The sequence below is a fragment of the Mycolicibacterium aubagnense genome, from assembly GCF_010730955.1.
In the GTDB taxonomy this organism is placed as follows: domain Bacteria; phylum Actinomycetota; class Actinomycetes; order Mycobacteriales; family Mycobacteriaceae; genus Mycobacterium; species Mycobacterium aubagnense.
Window position 1 is genome coordinate 2610194 of the sequence record NZ_AP022577.1, and the last position, 17210, is coordinate 2627403.

Below are 17210 nucleotides of genomic sequence, written 5' to 3' on the forward strand. Positions count from 1 at the left end.
CCACTCACTCGCGGACATCAGTAGCGGTCCCTCTCTGCGTAGGCACCGGAGAACAGGAACTGCAGTGTCGAGGGCGCGTCGAACTGCAACTCGGTGTTGGGCTGGAACGGGATGTAGGCGTTGTCGGTCACCAGGAAGGGCGTGTGATACCAGGAACCACCGAACTGCTTGGACGGGACGTCCGGCAGGCCACGGCAGTTCGGGCCACCCGAGGCGTTCACCATCGGCAGGCTCTCGGGGAAGGTGTAGTTGGGCGCACCCGGGAAGAAGTTCGAGGAGACGAACAAGCCCGGCTTGACGCCACCGAACACCGGGCCGAAGCGGTCCACGGCCTTCGACAAGCCCTGGATGAGGCACGGGAATTCCGGTGAGTAGTCACCCAGGACCTTCAGCGGGGCCCGCAGCCGCTGGATGGCGGCGATGTAGTCGTCGGCGGCCGGCGAGATGGTCGCGTACGCGTTGTTGGCGAACCCGGTGGACGCGAGCAGCGCGGCGTTGAGGTCGTCCTTCTCGTCGGTCAGCGTCTTGCTCACCGTCGGCGCGTTGTCCAACACCTTCGCCAGATCGGGCGCGGCGTCGCCGTAAATACCGGCCACCGTCGCGGTGTCCTGGAAATCCTGCTGCAACGTCGGCAACTTCGGATTGAAGTACTGCAGGTACTTGCTCAACCCGGTCACGGCGGCGCCGGCGTCGTCGCCGTGACCCCGCAAGCCCTCACCGAGCGCGGTCACCGTCGCATTCAGATTCACCGGATCGATCTTGTCGAGCAGATCGGTCAACGTCTGAAAGACCGTGTTCATCTCCAGCTGGACGTCCTTGGCCTGCACCTGCGCACCAGGACGCAACGATTCCTTCGACGGATGCTCCGGCGGCAAGAATTCCACCGACTTGGCCCCGAACACCGTCGTGCTGCCCAGCCGGACGCGGGCGTTGGCCGGGATATACCGCATCTGATCACTCAGAACCGACAGCTTCAGCCGCGCCTGATCACCGGCGTAGTCGATTTCCTGGACCTTGCCGACCTGGATGCCGCGATACTTGACCTTCGCATCAGGATCCATCACCAGACCCGCACGCGGCGCCATCACCGACACCGTGTCCGTGGGCGTGAACGCCGCGGTGTACGACAAATAGGTGAACACCACCGCGGCCACCATGATGCTGATCAACACCGCCGCCGCGATTCTCACGTGGCTGCGTTTAGCGCCGCCGGAAGACATCGTCGTACACCCCCTATCCGGAGAGGTTGAAGTTGCCGGACGCGCCGTACACGGCCAGGGAGATGAGCAGGACGATGGTGACGACCACGATCAGCGAGGTCCGCACGGCCTGGCCAACCGCGATACCCACGCCGACGGGCCCGCCGCTGGCGTTGTAGCCGTAGTAGGTGTGCACGAGCATGACCGCGATGGACATGACGATGGCCTGCAGGAATGACCACAACAGGTCGGTGGGCACCATGAAGGTGCTGAAGTAGTGGTCGTAGAGACCGCCCGACTGACCGTTGATGTAGACGGTGGTGGCCCGCGCCGCGAAGAACGACGCCAGGACGGCCAGTGCGTACAGCGGGATGACGGCGATCAGGCCCGCGATGATCCGGGTCGACACCAGGTAGGACACCGAGTGCACGGCCATCGCTTCGACGGCGTCGACCTCCTCGGCCACCCGCATCGCGCCCAACTGCGCGGTACAGCCGGCGCCGATGGTGGCGGCCAGGGCGATACCGGCGATGATCGGCGCGACGATACGCACGTTGAGGAAGGCCGACAGGAAGCCGGTGAGGGCCTCGATACCGATGTTGCCCAGCGAGGAGTAACCCTGCACGGCGATGACGCCGCCGGAGGCCAGTGTCATGAACGCCGCGACGCCGACGGTGCCGCCGATCATGATCAGCGCGCCGGTGCCCATGGTCATCTCGGCGATGAGCCGGATGGTCTCGCGGCGGTAGCGCGTCAGCGCGTTGGGGATGTACCGGAAGGACTCCCCATAGAACAGCGCCTGCTCACCGAGGCTGTCGAAGATGCCGGGCACGGCCCGGAACATTCGTTTGAAGCGCAGTGTTGCGTCGTAACTCATGCGCGATCCGCCTCCGCTACTCGCTGGGTGCTCATTCCCCGCATCACCTCACCAGGACCCGGACGCCGATGGCGGTCATGATCACGTTGATCACGAACAAGCAGATGAAGGCGTAGACGACGGTCTCGTTCACCGCGATGCCGACACCCTTGGGGCCGCCCTTGACGGTCAGGCCGCGGTAGCAGCCGACCATGCCGGCGAGCAGCCCGAACAGCACGGCCTTGATCTCCGCGAGCATCAGCTCGCCCAGGCCGGTCAGCACGGTCAGCCCGTTGATGAACGAACCCGGGTTGACGCCCTGGAGGAATACGGAGAACACGTAACCACCGGAGATGCCGATGGCACACACCAGATTGTTGAGCAGCACCGCGACGAAGGTCGATGCCAGGACGCGCGGCACCACGAGACGCTGGATCGGGTCGATGCCGAGCACGCGCATGGCGTCGATCTCTTCGCGGATGGTGCGGGCACCCAGGTCGGCGCAGATGGCCGTGGCGCCGGCGCCGGCGACCACGAGCACGGTGACCACGGGGCCCAGCTGGGTGACGGTGCCGAAGGCGGTGCCTGCGCCGGAGAGGTCAGCGGCGCCGATCTCACGCAGCAGGATGTTCAGCGTGAAGGCCACCAGGACGGTGAACGGAATGGCGACGAGCAGGGTCGGCACGAGCGAAACGCGGGCGATCATCCAGGTCTGTTCGAAGAACTCCCGGAACTGAAATGGCCGGCGCCACATCTTTGTGAAGGTGTCGAGGGCCATTTCGAAGAACCCGCCGACGGCCCGGGCCGGAGCCGCAAGCTGTTCGATCAACCTTCGACTCCATTCTCGGTACGGGTTGCGCAGTCACGGCGAAGAGTGGGGTTGCCCTCTTCCGCAGTGGCCTGATCACCACGTTGTAATGCATGGCTCTTGTGAGCCGGCTCATAGTAGCTAGAACATGTTCGCAGTGGCAAAAGAACTGCAAAATCACTGGAAAACGATATATAATCGCAGCTCAGGATATATTTCTACGTTGCCGTCACTGTAACAAGTTCTAGTGCTGACGCGGCGCTTTCTGCGCCGCGTCAGCACTGGATCCGGGACGTTCAGTCCCTCGACTCCATCAAGGCAGTCGCAGAGAAATTCCGTTCCGGATCGCGGTCAGCAAAATATCCGCGCAGCGTGGAACTGAGTTGTGTCATGTCCCACTCAGCGGACGACGCTGTGAAGTGGCTCTCCACGGTCGGCGCCGCTACCAAGGTCACAGTCGGACCATAAACGATGAATAGCTGGCCATTCACGTTTTCCGACGCGGGCGAGGAAAGGAAACGCACCAGTTTCACAACATGTTCGGGCGACAGCGGGTCGACCTCACCCTCACCCGGAGCCGCACCGAACACATCGGCCGTCATCGCGGTACGGGCCCGCGGGGCGATGGCATTGGCCCGGACCCCGTAGCGCTCCAGGCCGCGGGCCGCGGTCAGGGTCAGCGCCGTGATGCCGGCCTTGGCGGCACCGTAGTTCGCCTGGCCGACCGGACCGGCCAGACCGGCCTCCGACGAGGTGTTGACGATCCGGCCGTACACCCGACCATCCGGGCCGTCACCTCCAGCCTTCGCCTTGGCGCGCCAGTAGGTCGCGGCGTTGCGGGTCAGCAGGAAGTGGCCGCGCAGGTGGACCGCGATGACCGCGTCCCAGTCCTCGTCCGTCATGTTGAACAGCATCTTGTCGCGGGTGATACCCGCGTTGTTGACCACGATGCTCAGCCCACCCAGGCCGTCCGCGGTCGCGACGAGTTCGTCGGCGGTGCTGCGGGCGCTGATGTCCCCGGCCACCGCAATGCCTTTGGAGCCGGCCGCCTCGATCTCGGCGAGTACATCCGACTTGTCGAGGGCGCCGGCCATGTCGTTCACCACGACGGTGGCGCCGGCCTGCGCCAGGCCGATGGCCTCGGCACGGCCCAGTCCCGCGGCGGCACCGGTGACCACGGCCACCTTCCCGGAGAGATCTGTCGAGTCCAGTGCTTCAGTCATCTTGCTCCTCGCGTGCGCGACGTCATTTTATGAATACCTCTAGTCTTTGCGGAGAAGGGCGGCGCGGGGGCATTCGGCGATGGACTGCTCAGCCAGCGCTTCCTGGTCGGCAGGCACCGGATCGGCCTTGACCACCGCATAGTCGTTGTCGTCCAGATCGAAAAGGTCCGGCGCAATTCCCACGCAAACCGCGTTTCCTTCACAGCGGTCGTGATCGACTTCAACCCGCATGACATCCTCCTGACAGCCCGGATTTCGACAGTGAGGCCAACATAACGACCCCGCCATGGCGATGCCAGTGTGGCACGCTCTGGACCCCAAGACTAGAACGTGTTACAAGTTTGAATAGGCATGGGTTGCGAAAGCGGCCCGGCACATGACCGAAATATCCCAATAGCCACTGGTAAGGATGAATTCGATGCGGATCGGCTACACCCCCGAGCAGGAGGAGTTGCGGCGCGAACTGCGCTCGTACTTCACCAAACTCATGACCCCCGAGCGCGCGGAGGCACTGTCATCCAATGACGGCGAGATGGGCCGCGGCAATGTCTACCGCGAGACCGTCGAGCAGATGGGCAAAGACGGCTGGCTGACGCTGAGCTGGCCGAAGGAGTACGGCGGCCAGGCCCGGCCTCCGATGGACGGCCTGATCTTCAACGACGAGGCCGCCATCGCCAACGTCCCGGTGCCGTTCCTGACCATCAACTCGGTGGCGCCGACGATCATGCACTTCGGCACCGAGGAGCAGAAGAAGTTCTTTCTGCCCAAGATCGCCGCGGGCCAGCTGCACTTCTCCATCGGCTACTCCGAGCCCGGCGCCGGCACCGACCTGGCCTCCCTGCGCACCACCGCGGTCCGCGACGGTGACGACTACGTCATCAATGGCCAGAAGATGTGGACGTCCCTGATCGCCTACGCCGACTACGTCTGGCTGGCGGCCCGCACCAACCCCGAGGCCAAGAAGCACCGCGGCATCTCGATGCTGATCGTGCCCACCACCGCCGAGGGCTTCTCGTGGACGCCGGTGCACACCATGTCCGGCGTTGACACCAGCGCGACGTACTACCAGGACGTGCGCGTCCCGGCGTCCAGCCTGGTCGGCGAGGAGCACGGCGGCTGGAAGCTGGTCACCAACCAGCTCAACCACGAGCGCGTCGCGCTGGTGTCGGCACAGCCGATTTTCACGGCGCTGGACGGGGTTCGGGAATGGGCCCAGAACACCAAGGATCACCACGGCAAGCGGCTGATCGACTCCGAGTGGGTGCAGCTGAACCTGGCCCGGGTGCACGCCAAGGCCGAAGTGCTGAAGCTCATCAACTGGGAGCTGGCCTCGGCCACCGATTCCGCCCCCTCCCCCGCCGACGCGTCGGCGGCCAAGGTCTACGGCACCGAACTGGCCACCGAGGCCTACCGGTTGCTCATGGAGGTGCTCGGCACCTCGGCCACCCTGCGTCGGGACACCCCGGGCGCACTGCTGCGCGGCCGGATCGAACGCTGGCACCGGTCCTGCCTGATCCTGACCTTCGGCGGCGGCACCAACGAGATTCAGCGCGACATCATCGGCATGGTCGCGCTCGGCCTGCCCCGAGTGAATCGCTAAGAGAGAGCGGCGAGAAATGGACTTCAAGACAACCGAAGCATCTGACGACCTCGGCGGCCTGGTCCGGTCCATCACCGAATCGGTGGTGACCCCGGAGCGCCAGAAGGAGTTGGACAAGCTCGATGAGCGGTTCGACCGCGAGCTGTGGGCCAAGCTGATCGACTCCGACATCCTGTCCACCACCGCACCCGAGTCGGTGGGCGGCGGCGGTTTCGGCGCGCTGGAACAGTCGGCCGTGCTGGTCGCCCTGGGCCGTCAGCTCTCTGCGGTGCCGTACCTCGAGTCGACCATCCTGGGCGCCGGCGCCATCGCCGAATTCGGTTCCGCTGCACTGAAATCCGAGTGGGCCGCCCCTGCGGTCGCCGGCAGCAAGATCGTCGTGCCCGCGCTGGACGGCGAGATGGGCCAGGGTCCCGTGCAGGCCACCGGCCTTGATGACTCCGGATACACGCTGACCGGCACCCGCACCCAGGTCGCCTACGGTCCCGTCGCCGACGCCTTCCTGGTCCCGGCCGAAACCGATTCCGGTGTCAAGGTTTTCCTGGTTCCCGCGGCCGACCCGGGCGTCACCGTCACGTCGCTGGACACCACCGGTCACGGCAGCGTTGCGCACCTGGACCTGCAGGGCGTGACCATCCCCGTTTCCGGTGTCGTGGGCGGCACGGAGGTGCTCGCATGGCTGCAGCTGCACAACGTCTTGGGCCGCAGCGCATTCCAGCTCGGTGTGGTGGAACGCGCACTGGAGCTCACCGCGCTGTACGCCCGTGAGCGCGAGCAGTTCGACCGCCCGATCGGCAGCTTCCAGGCCGTGTCGTCCCGCTTGGCCGACGGCTACATCGACGTCAAGGCGCTGCGCCTGACGCTGACCCAGGCCTCCTGGCGGGTGTCCGAGGGGTTGCCCGCCGAGGTGGACGTCAACACCGCGGCATTCTGGGCCGCCGAGGCCGGACACCGGGTGGCGCACACCGCGGTGCACGTGCACGGTGGCGTCGGCATCGACATGGATCACCCGGTGCACCGGTACTTCCTGGCGGCCAAGCAGACCGAGTTCGCGATCGGCAGTGCCACCGGGCAGCTGCTGCGCATCGGGCGCGAACTGGCCGAAACGCCTGTCTGATCCGATTGATGTCCGCTCGGCCCACCGTCAGCGACCTGCTGCGCCCGCTCGTCGACGTCACCGACCGCGGGTTGTACGACTGCGCTACGGCGCCGGACGGTGCCTCGCGGGAAGATGATGGCGGCCCGGCTGACCTGATCAGCTGGGCCGACCACATCGCCGCGGGTGCCCAGCTGGCCGCGGCGTTGACGGCTCGGCTGGACCCGGCCAAGCCGCCGCATGTCGGTGTGCTGCTGAGCAACACGACGTTCTTCTCGTCGCTGCTGGGGGCCGCCGCGCTGGCGGGGCTGGTGCCCGTCGGCCTGAACCCCACACGCCGCGGTGCCGCGCTGGTCGGCGATGCCGAGCGGTCCGACTGCCAGTTGATACTGGCCGACAACCCCGAGCTGGTCCCGGCCGGTCTCGACGCCGCGGGCATCGACATCATCGACGTCGAATCTGCCTCGTGGGCAACCGAACTCGCAGGATTCGCCGGCGCTCCGGTGCAGTTCGCCGACGTCGACCCCGACGACCTGTTCATGCTGATCTTCACCTCGGGCACCAGCGGTGACCCGAAGGCCGTCCGGGTCACCCACGACAAGGTGGCGTTCCCGGGCCAGATGCTCGCCGACCGCTTCGGCCTCGGCCGCGACGACACGTTCTATCTGTCCATGCCGCTGTTCCACTCCAACGCGGTGATGGCCGGCTGGGCGGTGGCGCTGGCGGCCCAGGGGTCGATCGCGTTGCGCCGCAAATTCTCCGCCTCCGGGTTCCTCCGGGACGTGCGCCGCTACGGCGCCACGTATGCCAACTACGTCGGCAAGCCGCTGTCGTACATTCTGGCCACGCCGGCGCGACCGGACGACACAGACAATCCGCTGAAATTCATGTACGGCAACGAGGGTGCCCCGCGCGACCTGAACCGGTTCGCACAGCGTTTCGGCGTCATCGTCGTCGACGGTTTCGGTTCCACCGAAGGCGGCGTCGCGGTCGCCCGCACTCCGGACACCCCGCCCGGCGCACTGGGTCCGCTGACCGACGAGGTGGCCGTCGTCGACGTGGAGACGGGACTGCCGTGCCCGCCTGGCGTCGTCGGCGAACTGGTGAATCCGACGGGCCGCGGCTGGTTCCGCGGCTACTACAACAACGAGGCCGCCGAGGCCGAGCGCATGGCCGGCGGCATATATCACACCGGCGACCTGGCTTACCGGGACGAGGCCGGGTTCATCTATTTCGCCGGGCGCCTTGGTGATTGGATGCGGGTCGACGGCGAGAACCTCGGCACCGCGCCCATCGAGCAGGTGCTGCTGCGCCACCCCGATGTCGTCGAGGCGGCCGTCTACGCGATACCCGATCCGGCCGTCGGCGACCAGGTGATGTCGGCGCTCGTCCTCCTCGACCACGCGGAGTTCTCCGTCGACGACTTCAGCGCCTTCCTGGCCGCCCAGGAGGATCTGGGTCCCAAGCAGTGGCCCCGGTTCGTCCGTGTTGCCACGACTCTGCCGCGCACCGAGACCTTCAAGGTCATCAAGCGGCAACTGTCGGCCGAGGGCACCGACTGCGCCGACCCGGTTTTCGCGATCTGCCGTTAGACGGGGACAGCCTCGACGAGGGACATGGGCCCCGCCGTCGGGACCACGCGGGTCTGCCGAAAACCGGCTCGCGCCAACAGGTCCGCGTACTCCGCCCCGGTGCGCTCCTGCCCACCGGCGGCCACCAGCATCTCCAGATCCAAAAGCATGCCGGGGTGGTTCGGCGTGCCTTCGGGGAGCACCAACTCGATCAGTGCCAGCGTGCCGCCCGGGGCGATCGCTTTGCGTACGTTGCGCAGGATCGCGGCGGCGCTGTCCTCATCCCAGTCGTGGATGATCGTCTTGAGCAGGTACGCGTCCCCGCCTTCGGGGACCGCGTCGAAGAACGAGCCACCGGTGACCGTGACCCGGCCGGACACCCCGGCTGCCTCCAGCACCGGGCCCGCGCCCGCGACCACCGATGGCAGATCGAACAGCACACCCCGGGCGTCGGTGGCCTGCTGCAGCACGGCAGACAGCAGCGCGCCGTGGCCGCCGCCGACGTCGACGATGGTACCGAAGCGAGTGAAATCATATGCGGGCATGAGGGTTTCGATCGCCATGCTGGACACGCCGGTCATGGCGTTGTTGAACACCTCCGCCAGGTCGCGGTCGGTCTCGAGGTATTCGAAGATCGGCATGCCGCGCAACATCTCGGCCGATGTCTTACCGGTCTGCACCGAGTACAGCAGCTGCCCCCAATGCTCCCAATGCTTGGGGTGGCCGATGAACAGCAGCATCCCCACCATCGAGCCTGGCACGTCGGAGCGCAATCCCTCACCCAGACGGGTGAGCTCGAACCGGCCGTCGCGGTTCTGCTTGAGCAGGGAGTTGCTCGCCAGCGCCCGCATCAGCCGATAGGTGGCCTCTGGATGCGAACCCAGCCGGCGGGCAATATCGTCGGCCGTCGCTGGGCCGCGGCCCAGCGCATCGAAGATGCCGAGTTTGGCGGCGGCGTACATGGCCTGGGTGAGCCAGGCGCCCTGGCTCAGCTCGAAGAGGGTCAGATTGGCCGGCACCACTGCCCGCCGCAGCTGACTCAAGCCTTCGCGAACCCGGCCGATGCCGTCGAGAAGCCAGCCGGGCGGTGGTTTTTGCGCGTTTGCCACAGAGCACACAGTAATCCCACAGCTAATCCTCATGCTAGAGCGAATCCGGTCCGCCTCACAGGAACATCGCGAACTCTGTCGATTAGTCTCGGCCGTATGAGAACGTCCGCGATCACCGGCCTCGTCGCGGCAGCGACCGCACTGTCTGTGGTGCTGGCCGGGTGCGACTCCGGCAAAGACGCGAGTGCGTCGACCGACCACGCGACCAGCGCCGCGCCGACAGCGGCGGCCACCGGTCCGGATGCGGCCGGCAGCAAGGCAAGTGACGGCCCCAACCCGACGATCGCCAGCTACATCAAGGACCACAAGATCACCGAACAGCAGGTGCACCGCACCGACACCGGCGAACCGAAAGTCGAGCTGCCGAAGCCGGACGGCTGGAAGTCCACCGGCGACGACAATCCGCCGTGGGCGTACGACTCGATCATCTACAACGGCGCCGTCGACCCGAAGGACTACGCGCCCAGCGTGATCGCGCTGCTGTCGAAACTGACCGGTGACGTCGACGCCAAGGCGCTGTTGGCCACCGCGCCCGGCGAGATTCAGAATCTTCCGGGCTTCACACCGTCGGGTCCCGGTACGGACACCACGGTGCGCAACTATCCCGGCTACCGGATCGCCGGCACCTGGGTGTCCGACGGCAAGACCAAGTTCGTCGCGCAGCAGACGGTGATCTTCCCGTCGAACGGTGCCACCTATGTGCTGCAACTGAATTCGGATGGCTCGGTGGACCAGACACCGATCATCCAGGCGGCCACCGACGCGGTCGCCAAGCAGGTCACCATCACCCCGTAAACGAATGATCCTGTGTCCCTGGCGCTTTTCCGCGCCGAGGACACAGGATCATCGACAGAACGTCAGTTGTCGCGGATGGCGTCCAGGCGCTTGGTGGCGGCCTCGAACTCGGCGACCAGCTCGGCGATGATGACCTCGACCGGGCGGATCTCGTTCATCCGGCCGACGATCTGACCGACCGGCATGGCGACCGCGGTCGGATCGCCGGACTCGTTCATCCGCTGGTGCGCCTCGCTGACCAGGATGTTCTGCAACGGCATCGGCAGCGGATCGGGCGCGCCCTCGGCGTCCCAGGCGTCGGTCCAGCGGCTCTTGAGCAGCCGGGCCGGCTTGCCGGTGTAGATCTTGCGGCGGACGGTGTCGGCCGAGGTCGCGTTCAGCATCGCCTGCTGCACAACGGAAACGCCCGATTCCAAGCGCACACCGAGGTCGTATTCGGCCGAGGTCAGGAACGCCGAGCCCATCCAGACGCCCTGTGCGCCCAGCGCCAGCGCGGCGGCCAGCTGCCGTCCGGTGCCGATACCACCGGCGGCGAGCACCGGGGCCGAATCACCAAGCGCATCAACGATTTCCGGCCACAGCACCATGGAACCGATCTCACCGGTGTGGCCACCGGCCTCGTGTCCCTGGGCGACGACGATGTCGACGCCGTTCTCCACGTGCCGTGCCGCGTGCTTGGCCGAGCCGGCCAGGGCCGCGACCGGGACACCGGCGGCGTGCGCCTGATCGATGACGTCCTTCGGCGGCGAACCGAGCGCGTTGGCGATCAGCTTGATCGGGTGCTTGAGCGCGACCTCGACGTGGCTGCGGGCCACCGAGTGCAGCCAGCCCAGCACACCCTCGTTCTTCTCTTCGTCCGCCGGCAGCGGCGGCACCCCGAGATCGGCGAGGGTCTTCGCGACAAAGTCCTTGTGCCCCTGCGGGATCAGCTTGTTGATGTCGACACTGGTGCCCTCGGTCGGGACCTTGGCCGGCATCACGATGTCGACGCCGTAGGGCTTGCCGAGAGTGTTGGCGTCCATCCACTGCAGGACGTTCTCGAGATCATCGGCGTCGTTGAACCGGACACAACCCAGCACGCCCATGCCGCCGGCGCGGCTCACGGCCGCGGCCACCTTCTCCGACGGCGTGAAGACGAAGATCGGGTATTCGATCCCAAAACGTTCGCAGAGTTCGGTTTTCATTCTGTTGTCCCTAACTAGGCTTGTGCGCCAGCATGTTTCGCGTGTACCTCGTCCGCCGGACGCGCCTCGGTCTGGTCTTTGGCCCACCGGTAGTCGGGCTTGCCGGCCGGGGACCGCTTGACTTCGTCCACCAGCCAGAGGCTGCGCGGGACCTTGTAGCCGGCGATCTCGCTGCGCACGAACGCATCCAGGTCGGCCAGCGACGGCTTGGTGCCCTCACGCGGGTGCACGACGGCGGCGACGTGCTGACCGAACCGCGGGTCCGGGACGCCGACGACCAACGCGTCGAACACGTCCGGATGTCCCTTGAGCGCGGCCTCGACCTCTTCGGGGTAGATCTTCTCGCCACCGGAGTTGATCGACACCGAGCCGCGGCCCAGCATGGTCACGCTGCCGTCGGCCTCGACCTCGGCGTAGTCGCCCGGGATCGCGTACCGGACTCCGTTGTAGATGCGGAAGGTCTCGGCGGTTTTCTTCTCGTCCTTGAAGTAGCCGACCGGGATGTGCCCGCACTTGGCGATGATGCCACGCACGCCCGAACCCGGAACCACCTCGTTGCCGTCCTCGTCGAGGACCTTGGTGTTCTTGTCGATGGTCACACGCGGGCCACCGGTGTGCGACTGTCCCTTCGCCACGATGCTGGTGCCACCGAAGCCGGTTTCAGACGAGCCGATCGAGTCGGTGATGATCCGGTTCGGCAGCAGCTCGAGGAATTTCTCCTTGAGGCTGGTGGAGAACAGCGCCGCGGTACTCGCGAGCAGGAAAAGCGACGACAGGTCATATTCATTGCCGGCGTCCTGATGCGCGAGCAACGCGTCCAGCAGCGGCCGGGCCATCGCATCACCGGTGAAGAACAGCAGATTCACCTTGTGCTCGTGGATCATCCGCCACGCGGCGTCAGCGTCGAACTCCGGCATCAGCACCACGGTGTGGCCGGTGAACAGGGCCATCCAGGTGGCCGACTGCGTCGCGCCGTGGATCATCGGCGGGATGGGGAGCCGGATCATCGGCGGGTTGGCGGCGGCTTGCTTGGACAAGTCGTACTCGTCGGCGATCGGCTCGCCGGTGGCGAAGTCGGTGCCGCCGAACAGGACTCGGTAGATGTCCTCGTGCCGCCACATGACGCCCTTGGGGAATCCGGTGGTACCGCCGGTGTACAGCAAGTAGATGTCGTCTTCGCTACGCGGACCGAAGTCGCGCTCGGGCGAGCAGTCGGCGATGGCGGAGTAGAACTCGACGCCGCCGTACCGCTGGAAGTCACCGTCCGACCCGTCCTCCACGACCAGGATGGTCTTCAGCAGCGGCAGCTCCGGCAGCACGTTGGCGACGCGGTCCGAGTACTGGCGCTCGTGGATCAGCGCGACCATGTCCGAGTTGTCGAACAGGTACTTCAGCTCACCCTCGACGTACCGGAAGTTGACGTTGACCAGGATGGCGCCGGCTTTGATGATGCCGAGCATGCCGATCACGATCTCGATGCGGTTGCGGCAGTACAGCCCAACCTTGTCGTCCTTTTTGACGCCCTGCGACTGGAGGTAATGAGCCAGGCGGTTGGCCTTCTCCTCCAACTCGGCGTAGGTCAGCTTTTCGTCGCCACAAATCAGTGCGACGCGGTCCGGCACAGCATCAATGGCGTGCTCGGCAAGATCTGCAATATTCAGAGCCACGTTACATAAACTAGAACGTGTTACATTTTGTGACAAGTCTAACGATCTCAAGGCCGGAAGTTGGTACCCGTGAGCGAATCCGAAAAGAGCCCCGACGCCCTCATTGAGCAGCGCGGACACACGCTGATCGTCACATTGAACCGGCCCGAGGCCCGCAACGCCCTCTCAGGCGAGATGCTCTCGATAATGGTCGAAGCGTGGGACCGTGTCGACAGCGATCCGGAGATCCGCACCTGCATCCTGACCGGCGCGGGTGGCTACTTCTGCGCTGGCATGGACCTCAAGGGCGCCACCAAGAAGCCGCCGGGCGACTCGTTCAAGGACGGCAGCTACGACCCGTCGCGCATCGACGGTCTGCTCAAGGGCCGCCGCCTGACCAAGCCGCTGATCGCGGCGGTCGAGGGCCCGGCCATCGCCGGTGGCACCGAAATCCTGCAGGGGACCGACATTCGCATCGCCGGGGAAAGCGCCAAGTTCGGCATCTCCGAAGCGAAGTGGAGCCTGTACCCGATGGGTGGCTCGGCGGTACGCCTGGTGCGCCAGATTCCGTACACCATCGCGTGCGACATGCTGCTGACCGGCCGGCACATCACCGCGGCCGAGGCGCTGTCCTACGGCTTGATCGGCTACGTGGTCCCGGACGGCACAGCGCTGGACAAGGCCCTGGAGATCGCCGAGGTGATCAACAACAACGGCCCGCTGGCAGTGCAGGCCATCCTGAAGACCATCCGCGAGACCGAGGGCATGCACGAGCTCGACGCCTTCAAGCCCGACACCGCCAACGGCATCCCGGTGTTCCTCTCCGAGGACGCCAAGGAAGGCCCGCTCGCGTTCAAGGAGAAGCGCGCACCGCAGTTCAAGATGCGCTGATGCACATCGCGGTGACGGGTGGCACCGGCTACGTCGGTGCCCACACCGTCCGCGCGCTGCTGGCAGCCGGGCACACGGTCCGGCTGCTGGTAATTCCAGGTGGCGGTGACGGCGCCGCGCTCGAGGCGCTGGGCCGGCTGGGGCCGCTCGAGGTGCTGACCGGCGACATCCGTGATCCCGCAACGGTTTCCGAACTGCTGACCGGCTGCGACGCCGCGCTACATGCGGCCGGTGTCGTCGGCACCGACAGCCGCCGGACCCAGCTGATGTGGGACATCAACGCCTACGCCACCGAGGCCCTGCTGACCCAGGCTTGTGAGCTCGGGTTGGATCCCGTGGTCTCGGTGTCGTCCTACAGTTCGCTGTTCCCGCCGACCGACGGTGTCATCGGCCCCGATACTCCCCCGGCGCCCGGCCGCAGCGACTACGCCCGCACCAAGGCCTACGCCGACAACGCGGCGCGGCGGCTGCAGTCCGAGGGCGCACCCGTCGTCGTCACCTATCCGTCGTCAGTGGTCGGGCCGGCCTTCCACACGGCAGTCGGTGTGACGCAACGGGGTTGGGACCCGATCGTGCGGTACCGCGTCGCCCCGCGCCTGCGCGGCGGCATGCAGATGGTCGATGTCGGCGACGTGGCCCGGGTGCACGCGGCGCTCATGCAGCCCGGTCGCGGACCGAAGCGCTACGTCTGCGGCGGCGTGATGCTGACGTTCGACCAGATGGTCGACGCACTGCAGTCGGCGCTGGGACGGCCGATTCGGCGGATTCCACTGTCGCCCGGCCTGTTTCGCGGTGTCGGCCGCATTTCGGATTTCGCCGGACGCTGGCTGCCGCTGGCCGAGGGCCTGAGCTACGAAGCGGCCCTGCTCCTGACGGCCGCGGTGCCCACCGATGACAGCACGACCTTGTCCGACCTGAGCCTGACCTGGCGCGACCCCCGGGAATCGATCGTCGAATCTTTTGCGTAATTCGTGCACGTTTTTCCGCGGCCATCGCGGAAAATCGTGCACACATCACGAAAGAAGTGCGACATGCCTGAACGCAGCGGGTCGCCGGGATCCGCACCGGTTGCCGACGTGTCTCTGTTGCGGGGCCTGCTGCTGCAGTTCGCACTCCGCGCGCTCCTGGCGGTCTTCATCGGGTCCGGCCTGCTGCTGCAACCGCCGAACGCCAACCGCTGGCTGCACTGGGGCATCTTGGCGGGCTACGGCGCGTCGGTCACGGTGTGGGGGTTGTGGGCGCAGCGCTCCGCCGATCGCTCGGACCAGCGCACCCAGCGCGCGGTTTCGCTGCTCATGCTGTGCGCGGATCTGACGGTGGTGGCCATCATCTCGGCGGATACCGGGCTCAGCTCGCCGGAGACCTGGACATCCGATGTGTTGCAGCACGGCCTGTTCCTGATCCCGTTGATCGCGGCAGCCCAGCTCGATCCTGTTGTCAGCGCCATGATCGCGATCCCGACCGTAGGCACGTTCTTCGTCGTCAACTGGATCGACCGCGAAGCCAACGGCCACGAGCCCTGGGGCTCGATCCTGTTGCGGACCGCGATCGTATTCGGGCTGGCCGCCGGGTCGGTCGCGCTGTCGTGGATCCAGCAGTCGAAGACCAGGACCATCACGGATCTGGCCCTGGAGCGGACCCGCCTGCTCGAAGAAGTCATCAGCCTCGAGAAGCGGGAGCGCCAGTCGCTCTCCGAACGCCTGCACGACGGCGCGCTGCAATACGTCCTGGTGGCCCGCCACGACATGGAGGACGTCCGCGACGGGTCGGTCGAGGGCATGGACCGCGTCGACTTCGCCCTGGCCGAGTCCTCCCGGCTGCTGCGCGACGTGGTGCGTGAACTGCACCCCGAGGTGCTGGCCCGCGCCGGGCTCAAGGCCGCGATCACCGCACTGGCCGACAGCATCGCCGCCCGGACCAGCATCGCGGTCCAGCTGGATGCCGACGGCTGGCCCGACAACCTGCGTACCGACGCCGATTATCTGCTCTACAGCGCGGCCCGGGAGTTCTCGACGAACGCGATCAAACACGCGCACGCCGACAATCTGCGATTCACGCTGGCGCACAACGGCAATCGCGCCGAATTGCGTATCACCGACGACGGCGTCGGCATCCCGCCGAACCGCCTCGCGCAGAGCATCGAGAACGGTCACATCGGGTTCGCGTCGATATGCACCAAGGTGCTCGCCACCGGTGGCGAATTCGCGGTCACGGGGTCACCCGGGACCGTCATCTCGATCGCGGTGCCGACCTCGCGAGCGTGAACCTGCTGTCACGTTTGCCGCATCTGATCGCAATGGCTTCACACTGGCGGGCTTGTCAGTGCTCGGCGGCACACTCCCGGCATGGGGGAACCATTTATCGGCAGCGAAGCCGTGGCGGCGGGGAGGCTGTCACCGTACGCGCTGCGCAGCAAGTTCGTCGCTCTCGCGCCGGACGTCTACCTACCCGGCAATGCCGAGGTGGACGCGCGCATCCGGGCAAAGGTCGCGTGGCTGTGGTCCCGGCGGCAGGGCATCCTCGCGGGCCGATCGGCGGCGGCGCTGCACGGCGCGCGCTGGGTCGACAACGCTTCACCCGCGCAGATCATCTACGAAAACCGGCATCGTCCGAGGAGCATCGAGACCTGGGCTGACCGCATCGAACCGGACGAGATCGTCGTCGTCGACGGCATCGCGGTAACCACACCCGCGCGCACCGTCCTCGATCTCGGTTGCCGGAACAGGCTGACGGCAGCAGTTGCCGCCATCGATGCCCTGACTGCCGCGACTCACGTCCCGATCAGCGATGTCGAAGCCCTGGCGTCCAGATATCGGGGACGGCGCGGCATCAAGACGGCGCGGCGCGCGCTGTCTCTCGCCGATGCCGGCGCCGAGTCGCCGCGCGAGAGCTGGCTGCGAATGCTCATCGACCGCAACGGCTTTCCGCGTCCCCAGACGCAAATTCAGGTGTACGACGCATACGGCCAATTCATCGCCCGGCTGGACCTGGGGTGGGAAGAGCACATGATCGCCGTCGAATACGAGGGCGACCACCACCGCACCGACCGTCGGCAATTCAACAGGGACATCCGCAGGTACGACGACCTCGCCGAGCTCGGCTGGCTCGTCATTCGGGTCACCGCGGAGGACACCGAAGGGACGATCGTCCGCCGGATAGCGGCCGCATTCGACCGCCGGAGCCCGCGAGTGTGAATCTATTGCGCGCGTTCACGTCGACCGTGACAGCAGGT

At 66.4% G+C, this 17210-nt stretch carries 16 protein-coding genes; 8 read left to right on the forward strand and 8 right to left on the reverse strand.

Going from position 1 to position 17210, the window contains the following annotated elements:
* Positions 1–17: 17 nt before the first annotated feature.
* The 5 genes from G6N59_RS12925 to G6N59_RS12945 all read right to left on the reverse strand — a co-directional run bounded on the left by G6N59_RS12925 (position 18) and on the right by G6N59_RS12945 (position 4317).
* Positions 18–1220: an MCE family protein gene (locus G6N59_RS12925; protein WP_138232653.1), complete on the reverse strand. Its 1203-nt coding sequence runs from the start codon at positions 1218–1220 to the stop codon at positions 18–20.
* Positions 1221–1233: 13 nt separating this feature from the next.
* Positions 1234–2076: an MlaE family ABC transporter permease gene (locus G6N59_RS12930; protein ID WP_138232654.1), complete on the reverse strand. Its 843-nt coding sequence runs from the start codon at positions 2074–2076 to the stop codon at positions 1234–1236.
* A 43-nt stretch (positions 2077–2119) separates the two neighbouring features.
* Complete coding sequence (locus tag G6N59_RS12935) at positions 2120–2884, reverse strand: MlaE family ABC transporter permease (protein WP_029105067.1); 765 nt, start codon at positions 2882–2884, stop codon at positions 2120–2122.
* 275 nt (positions 2885–3159) lie between these two features.
* A complete protein-coding gene (locus G6N59_RS12940; protein ID WP_138232655.1) occupies positions 3160–4086 on the reverse strand; it encodes a 3-oxoacyl-ACP reductase in 927 nt (308 codons plus the stop codon).
* A 39-nt stretch (positions 4087–4125) separates the two neighbouring features.
* A complete protein-coding gene (locus G6N59_RS12945) occupies positions 4126–4317 on the reverse strand; it encodes a ferredoxin (RefSeq protein ID WP_029105068.1) in 192 nt (63 codons plus the stop codon).
* A gap of 187 nt (positions 4318–4504) precedes the next feature.
* Between G6N59_RS12945 and G6N59_RS12950 the strand changes: the two genes are divergently transcribed.
* From G6N59_RS12950 to fadD17, 3 genes are read left to right on the forward strand one after another with little or no spacing between them, the layout of a single operon-like run.
* Positions 4505–5686 (forward strand): acyl-CoA dehydrogenase family protein, encoded by a 1182-nt coding sequence (locus G6N59_RS12950; protein ID WP_138232656.1) that lies wholly within the window; start codon positions 4505–4507, stop codon positions 5684–5686.
* A gap of 16 nt (positions 5687–5702) precedes the next feature.
* Positions 5703–6803, forward strand: coding sequence for an acyl-CoA dehydrogenase family protein (locus G6N59_RS12955; protein ID WP_138232657.1), 1101 nt, complete (start codon positions 5703–5705; stop codon positions 6801–6803).
* A gap of 8 nt (positions 6804–6811) precedes the next feature.
* The gene (gene fadD17 / locus G6N59_RS12960) at positions 6812–8374 is read left to right on the forward strand and encodes a long-chain-fatty-acid--CoA ligase FadD17 (protein WP_138232658.1); all 1563 of its coding nucleotides are present in this window, start codon (positions 6812–6814) and stop codon (positions 8372–8374) included.
* On the opposite strand, the gene G6N59_RS12965 is transcribed toward fadD17, so the two are convergent.
* On the reverse strand, positions 8371–9495 hold the full coding sequence (locus G6N59_RS12965; RefSeq protein ID WP_138232659.1) for a methyltransferase: 1125 nt from the start codon (positions 9493–9495) through the stop codon (positions 8371–8373). The genes fadD17 and G6N59_RS12965 overlap by 4 nt on opposite strands.
* Before the next feature lie 63 nt (positions 9496–9558).
* Between G6N59_RS12965 and G6N59_RS12970 the strand changes: the two genes are divergently transcribed.
* Positions 9559–10257 (forward strand): LpqN/LpqT family lipoprotein, encoded by a 699-nt coding sequence (locus G6N59_RS12970; RefSeq protein ID WP_138232660.1) that lies wholly within the window; start codon positions 9559–9561, stop codon positions 10255–10257.
* Positions 10258–10319: 62 nt separating this feature from the next.
* On the opposite strand, the gene G6N59_RS12975 is transcribed toward G6N59_RS12970, so the two are convergent.
* Together G6N59_RS12975 and G6N59_RS12980 are read right to left on the reverse strand one after the other, a co-directional pair.
* A complete protein-coding gene (locus G6N59_RS12975; RefSeq protein WP_138232661.1) occupies positions 10320–11441 on the reverse strand; it encodes an NAD(P)H-dependent flavin oxidoreductase in 1122 nt (373 codons plus the stop codon).
* 14 nt (positions 11442–11455) lie between these two features.
* Complete coding sequence (locus G6N59_RS12980; RefSeq protein WP_138232662.1) at positions 11456–13108, reverse strand: medium/long-chain-fatty-acid--CoA/3-oxocholest-4-en-26-oate--CoA ligase; 1653 nt, start codon at positions 13106–13108, stop codon at positions 11456–11458.
* Between the two features lie 69 nt (positions 13109–13177).
* Here G6N59_RS12980 and G6N59_RS12985 point away from each other — a divergent pair, with 69 nt between their 5' ends.
* The 4 genes from G6N59_RS12985 to G6N59_RS13000 all read left to right on the forward strand — a co-directional run bounded on the left by G6N59_RS12985 (position 13178) and on the right by G6N59_RS13000 (position 17172).
* Entirely contained in the window at positions 13178–13978 is an 801-nt protein-coding gene (locus G6N59_RS12985; protein WP_138232663.1) for a crotonase/enoyl-CoA hydratase family protein, read from the forward strand.
* Positions 13978–14946 (forward strand): NAD-dependent epimerase/dehydratase family protein, encoded by a 969-nt coding sequence (locus G6N59_RS12990; RefSeq protein WP_138232664.1) that lies wholly within the window; start codon positions 13978–13980, stop codon positions 14944–14946. The genes G6N59_RS12985 and G6N59_RS12990 overlap by 1 nt, the downstream gene beginning before the upstream one ends.
* Positions 14947–15009: 63 nt before the next feature.
* The gene (locus tag G6N59_RS12995) at positions 15010–16242 is read left to right on the forward strand and encodes a sensor histidine kinase (protein ID WP_138232665.1); all 1233 of its coding nucleotides are present in this window, start codon (positions 15010–15012) and stop codon (positions 16240–16242) included.
* Between the two features lie 81 nt (positions 16243–16323).
* Positions 16324–17172: a hypothetical protein gene (locus G6N59_RS13000; RefSeq protein ID WP_138232666.1), complete on the forward strand. Its 849-nt coding sequence runs from the start codon at positions 16324–16326 to the stop codon at positions 17170–17172.
* The last annotated feature ends 38 nt before the right edge of the window (positions 17173–17210 follow it).

Bases quoted from the DNA above. Each gene is read 5' to 3' on its own strand.
- G6N59_RS13000 (WP_138232666.1), top strand. From the start codon at position 16,324: ATGGGGGAACCATTTATCGGCAGCGAAGCCGTGGCGGCGGGGAGGCTG.
- G6N59_RS12975 (WP_138232661.1), bottom strand. From the start codon at position 11,441: ATGAAAACCGAACTCTGCGAACGTTTTGGGATCGAATACCCGATCTTC.
- G6N59_RS12990 (WP_138232664.1), top strand. From the start codon at position 13,978: ATGCACATCGCGGTGACGGGTGGCACCGGCTACGTCGGTGCCCACACC.
- G6N59_RS12925 (WP_138232653.1), bottom strand. From the start codon at position 1,220: ATGTCTTCCGGCGGCGCTAAACGCAGCCACGTGAGAATCGCGGCGGCG.
- G6N59_RS12995 (WP_138232665.1), top strand. From the start codon at position 15,010: ATGCCTGAACGCAGCGGGTCGCCGGGATCCGCACCGGTTGCCGACGTG.
- G6N59_RS12955 (WP_138232657.1), top strand. From the start codon at position 5,703: ATGGACTTCAAGACAACCGAAGCATCTGACGACCTCGGCGGCCTGGTC.
- G6N59_RS12965 (WP_138232659.1), bottom strand. From the start codon at position 9,495: ATGAGGATTAGCTGTGGGATTACTGTGTGCTCTGTGGCAAACGCGCAA.
- G6N59_RS12970 (WP_138232660.1), top strand. From the start codon at position 9,559: ATGAGAACGTCCGCGATCACCGGCCTCGTCGCGGCAGCGACCGCACTG.
- G6N59_RS12945 (WP_029105068.1), bottom strand. From the start codon at position 4,317: ATGCGGGTTGAAGTCGATCACGACCGCTGTGAAGGAAACGCGGTTTGC.
- G6N59_RS12930 (WP_138232654.1), bottom strand. From the start codon at position 2,076: ATGAGTTACGACGCAACACTGCGCTTCAAACGAATGTTCCGGGCCGTG.
- fadD17 (WP_138232658.1), top strand. From the start codon at position 6,812: ATGTCCGCTCGGCCCACCGTCAGCGACCTGCTGCGCCCGCTCGTCGAC.
- G6N59_RS12950 (WP_138232656.1), top strand. From the start codon at position 4,505: ATGCGGATCGGCTACACCCCCGAGCAGGAGGAGTTGCGGCGCGAACTG.
- G6N59_RS12940 (WP_138232655.1), bottom strand. From the start codon at position 4,086: ATGACTGAAGCACTGGACTCGACAGATCTCTCCGGGAAGGTGGCCGTG.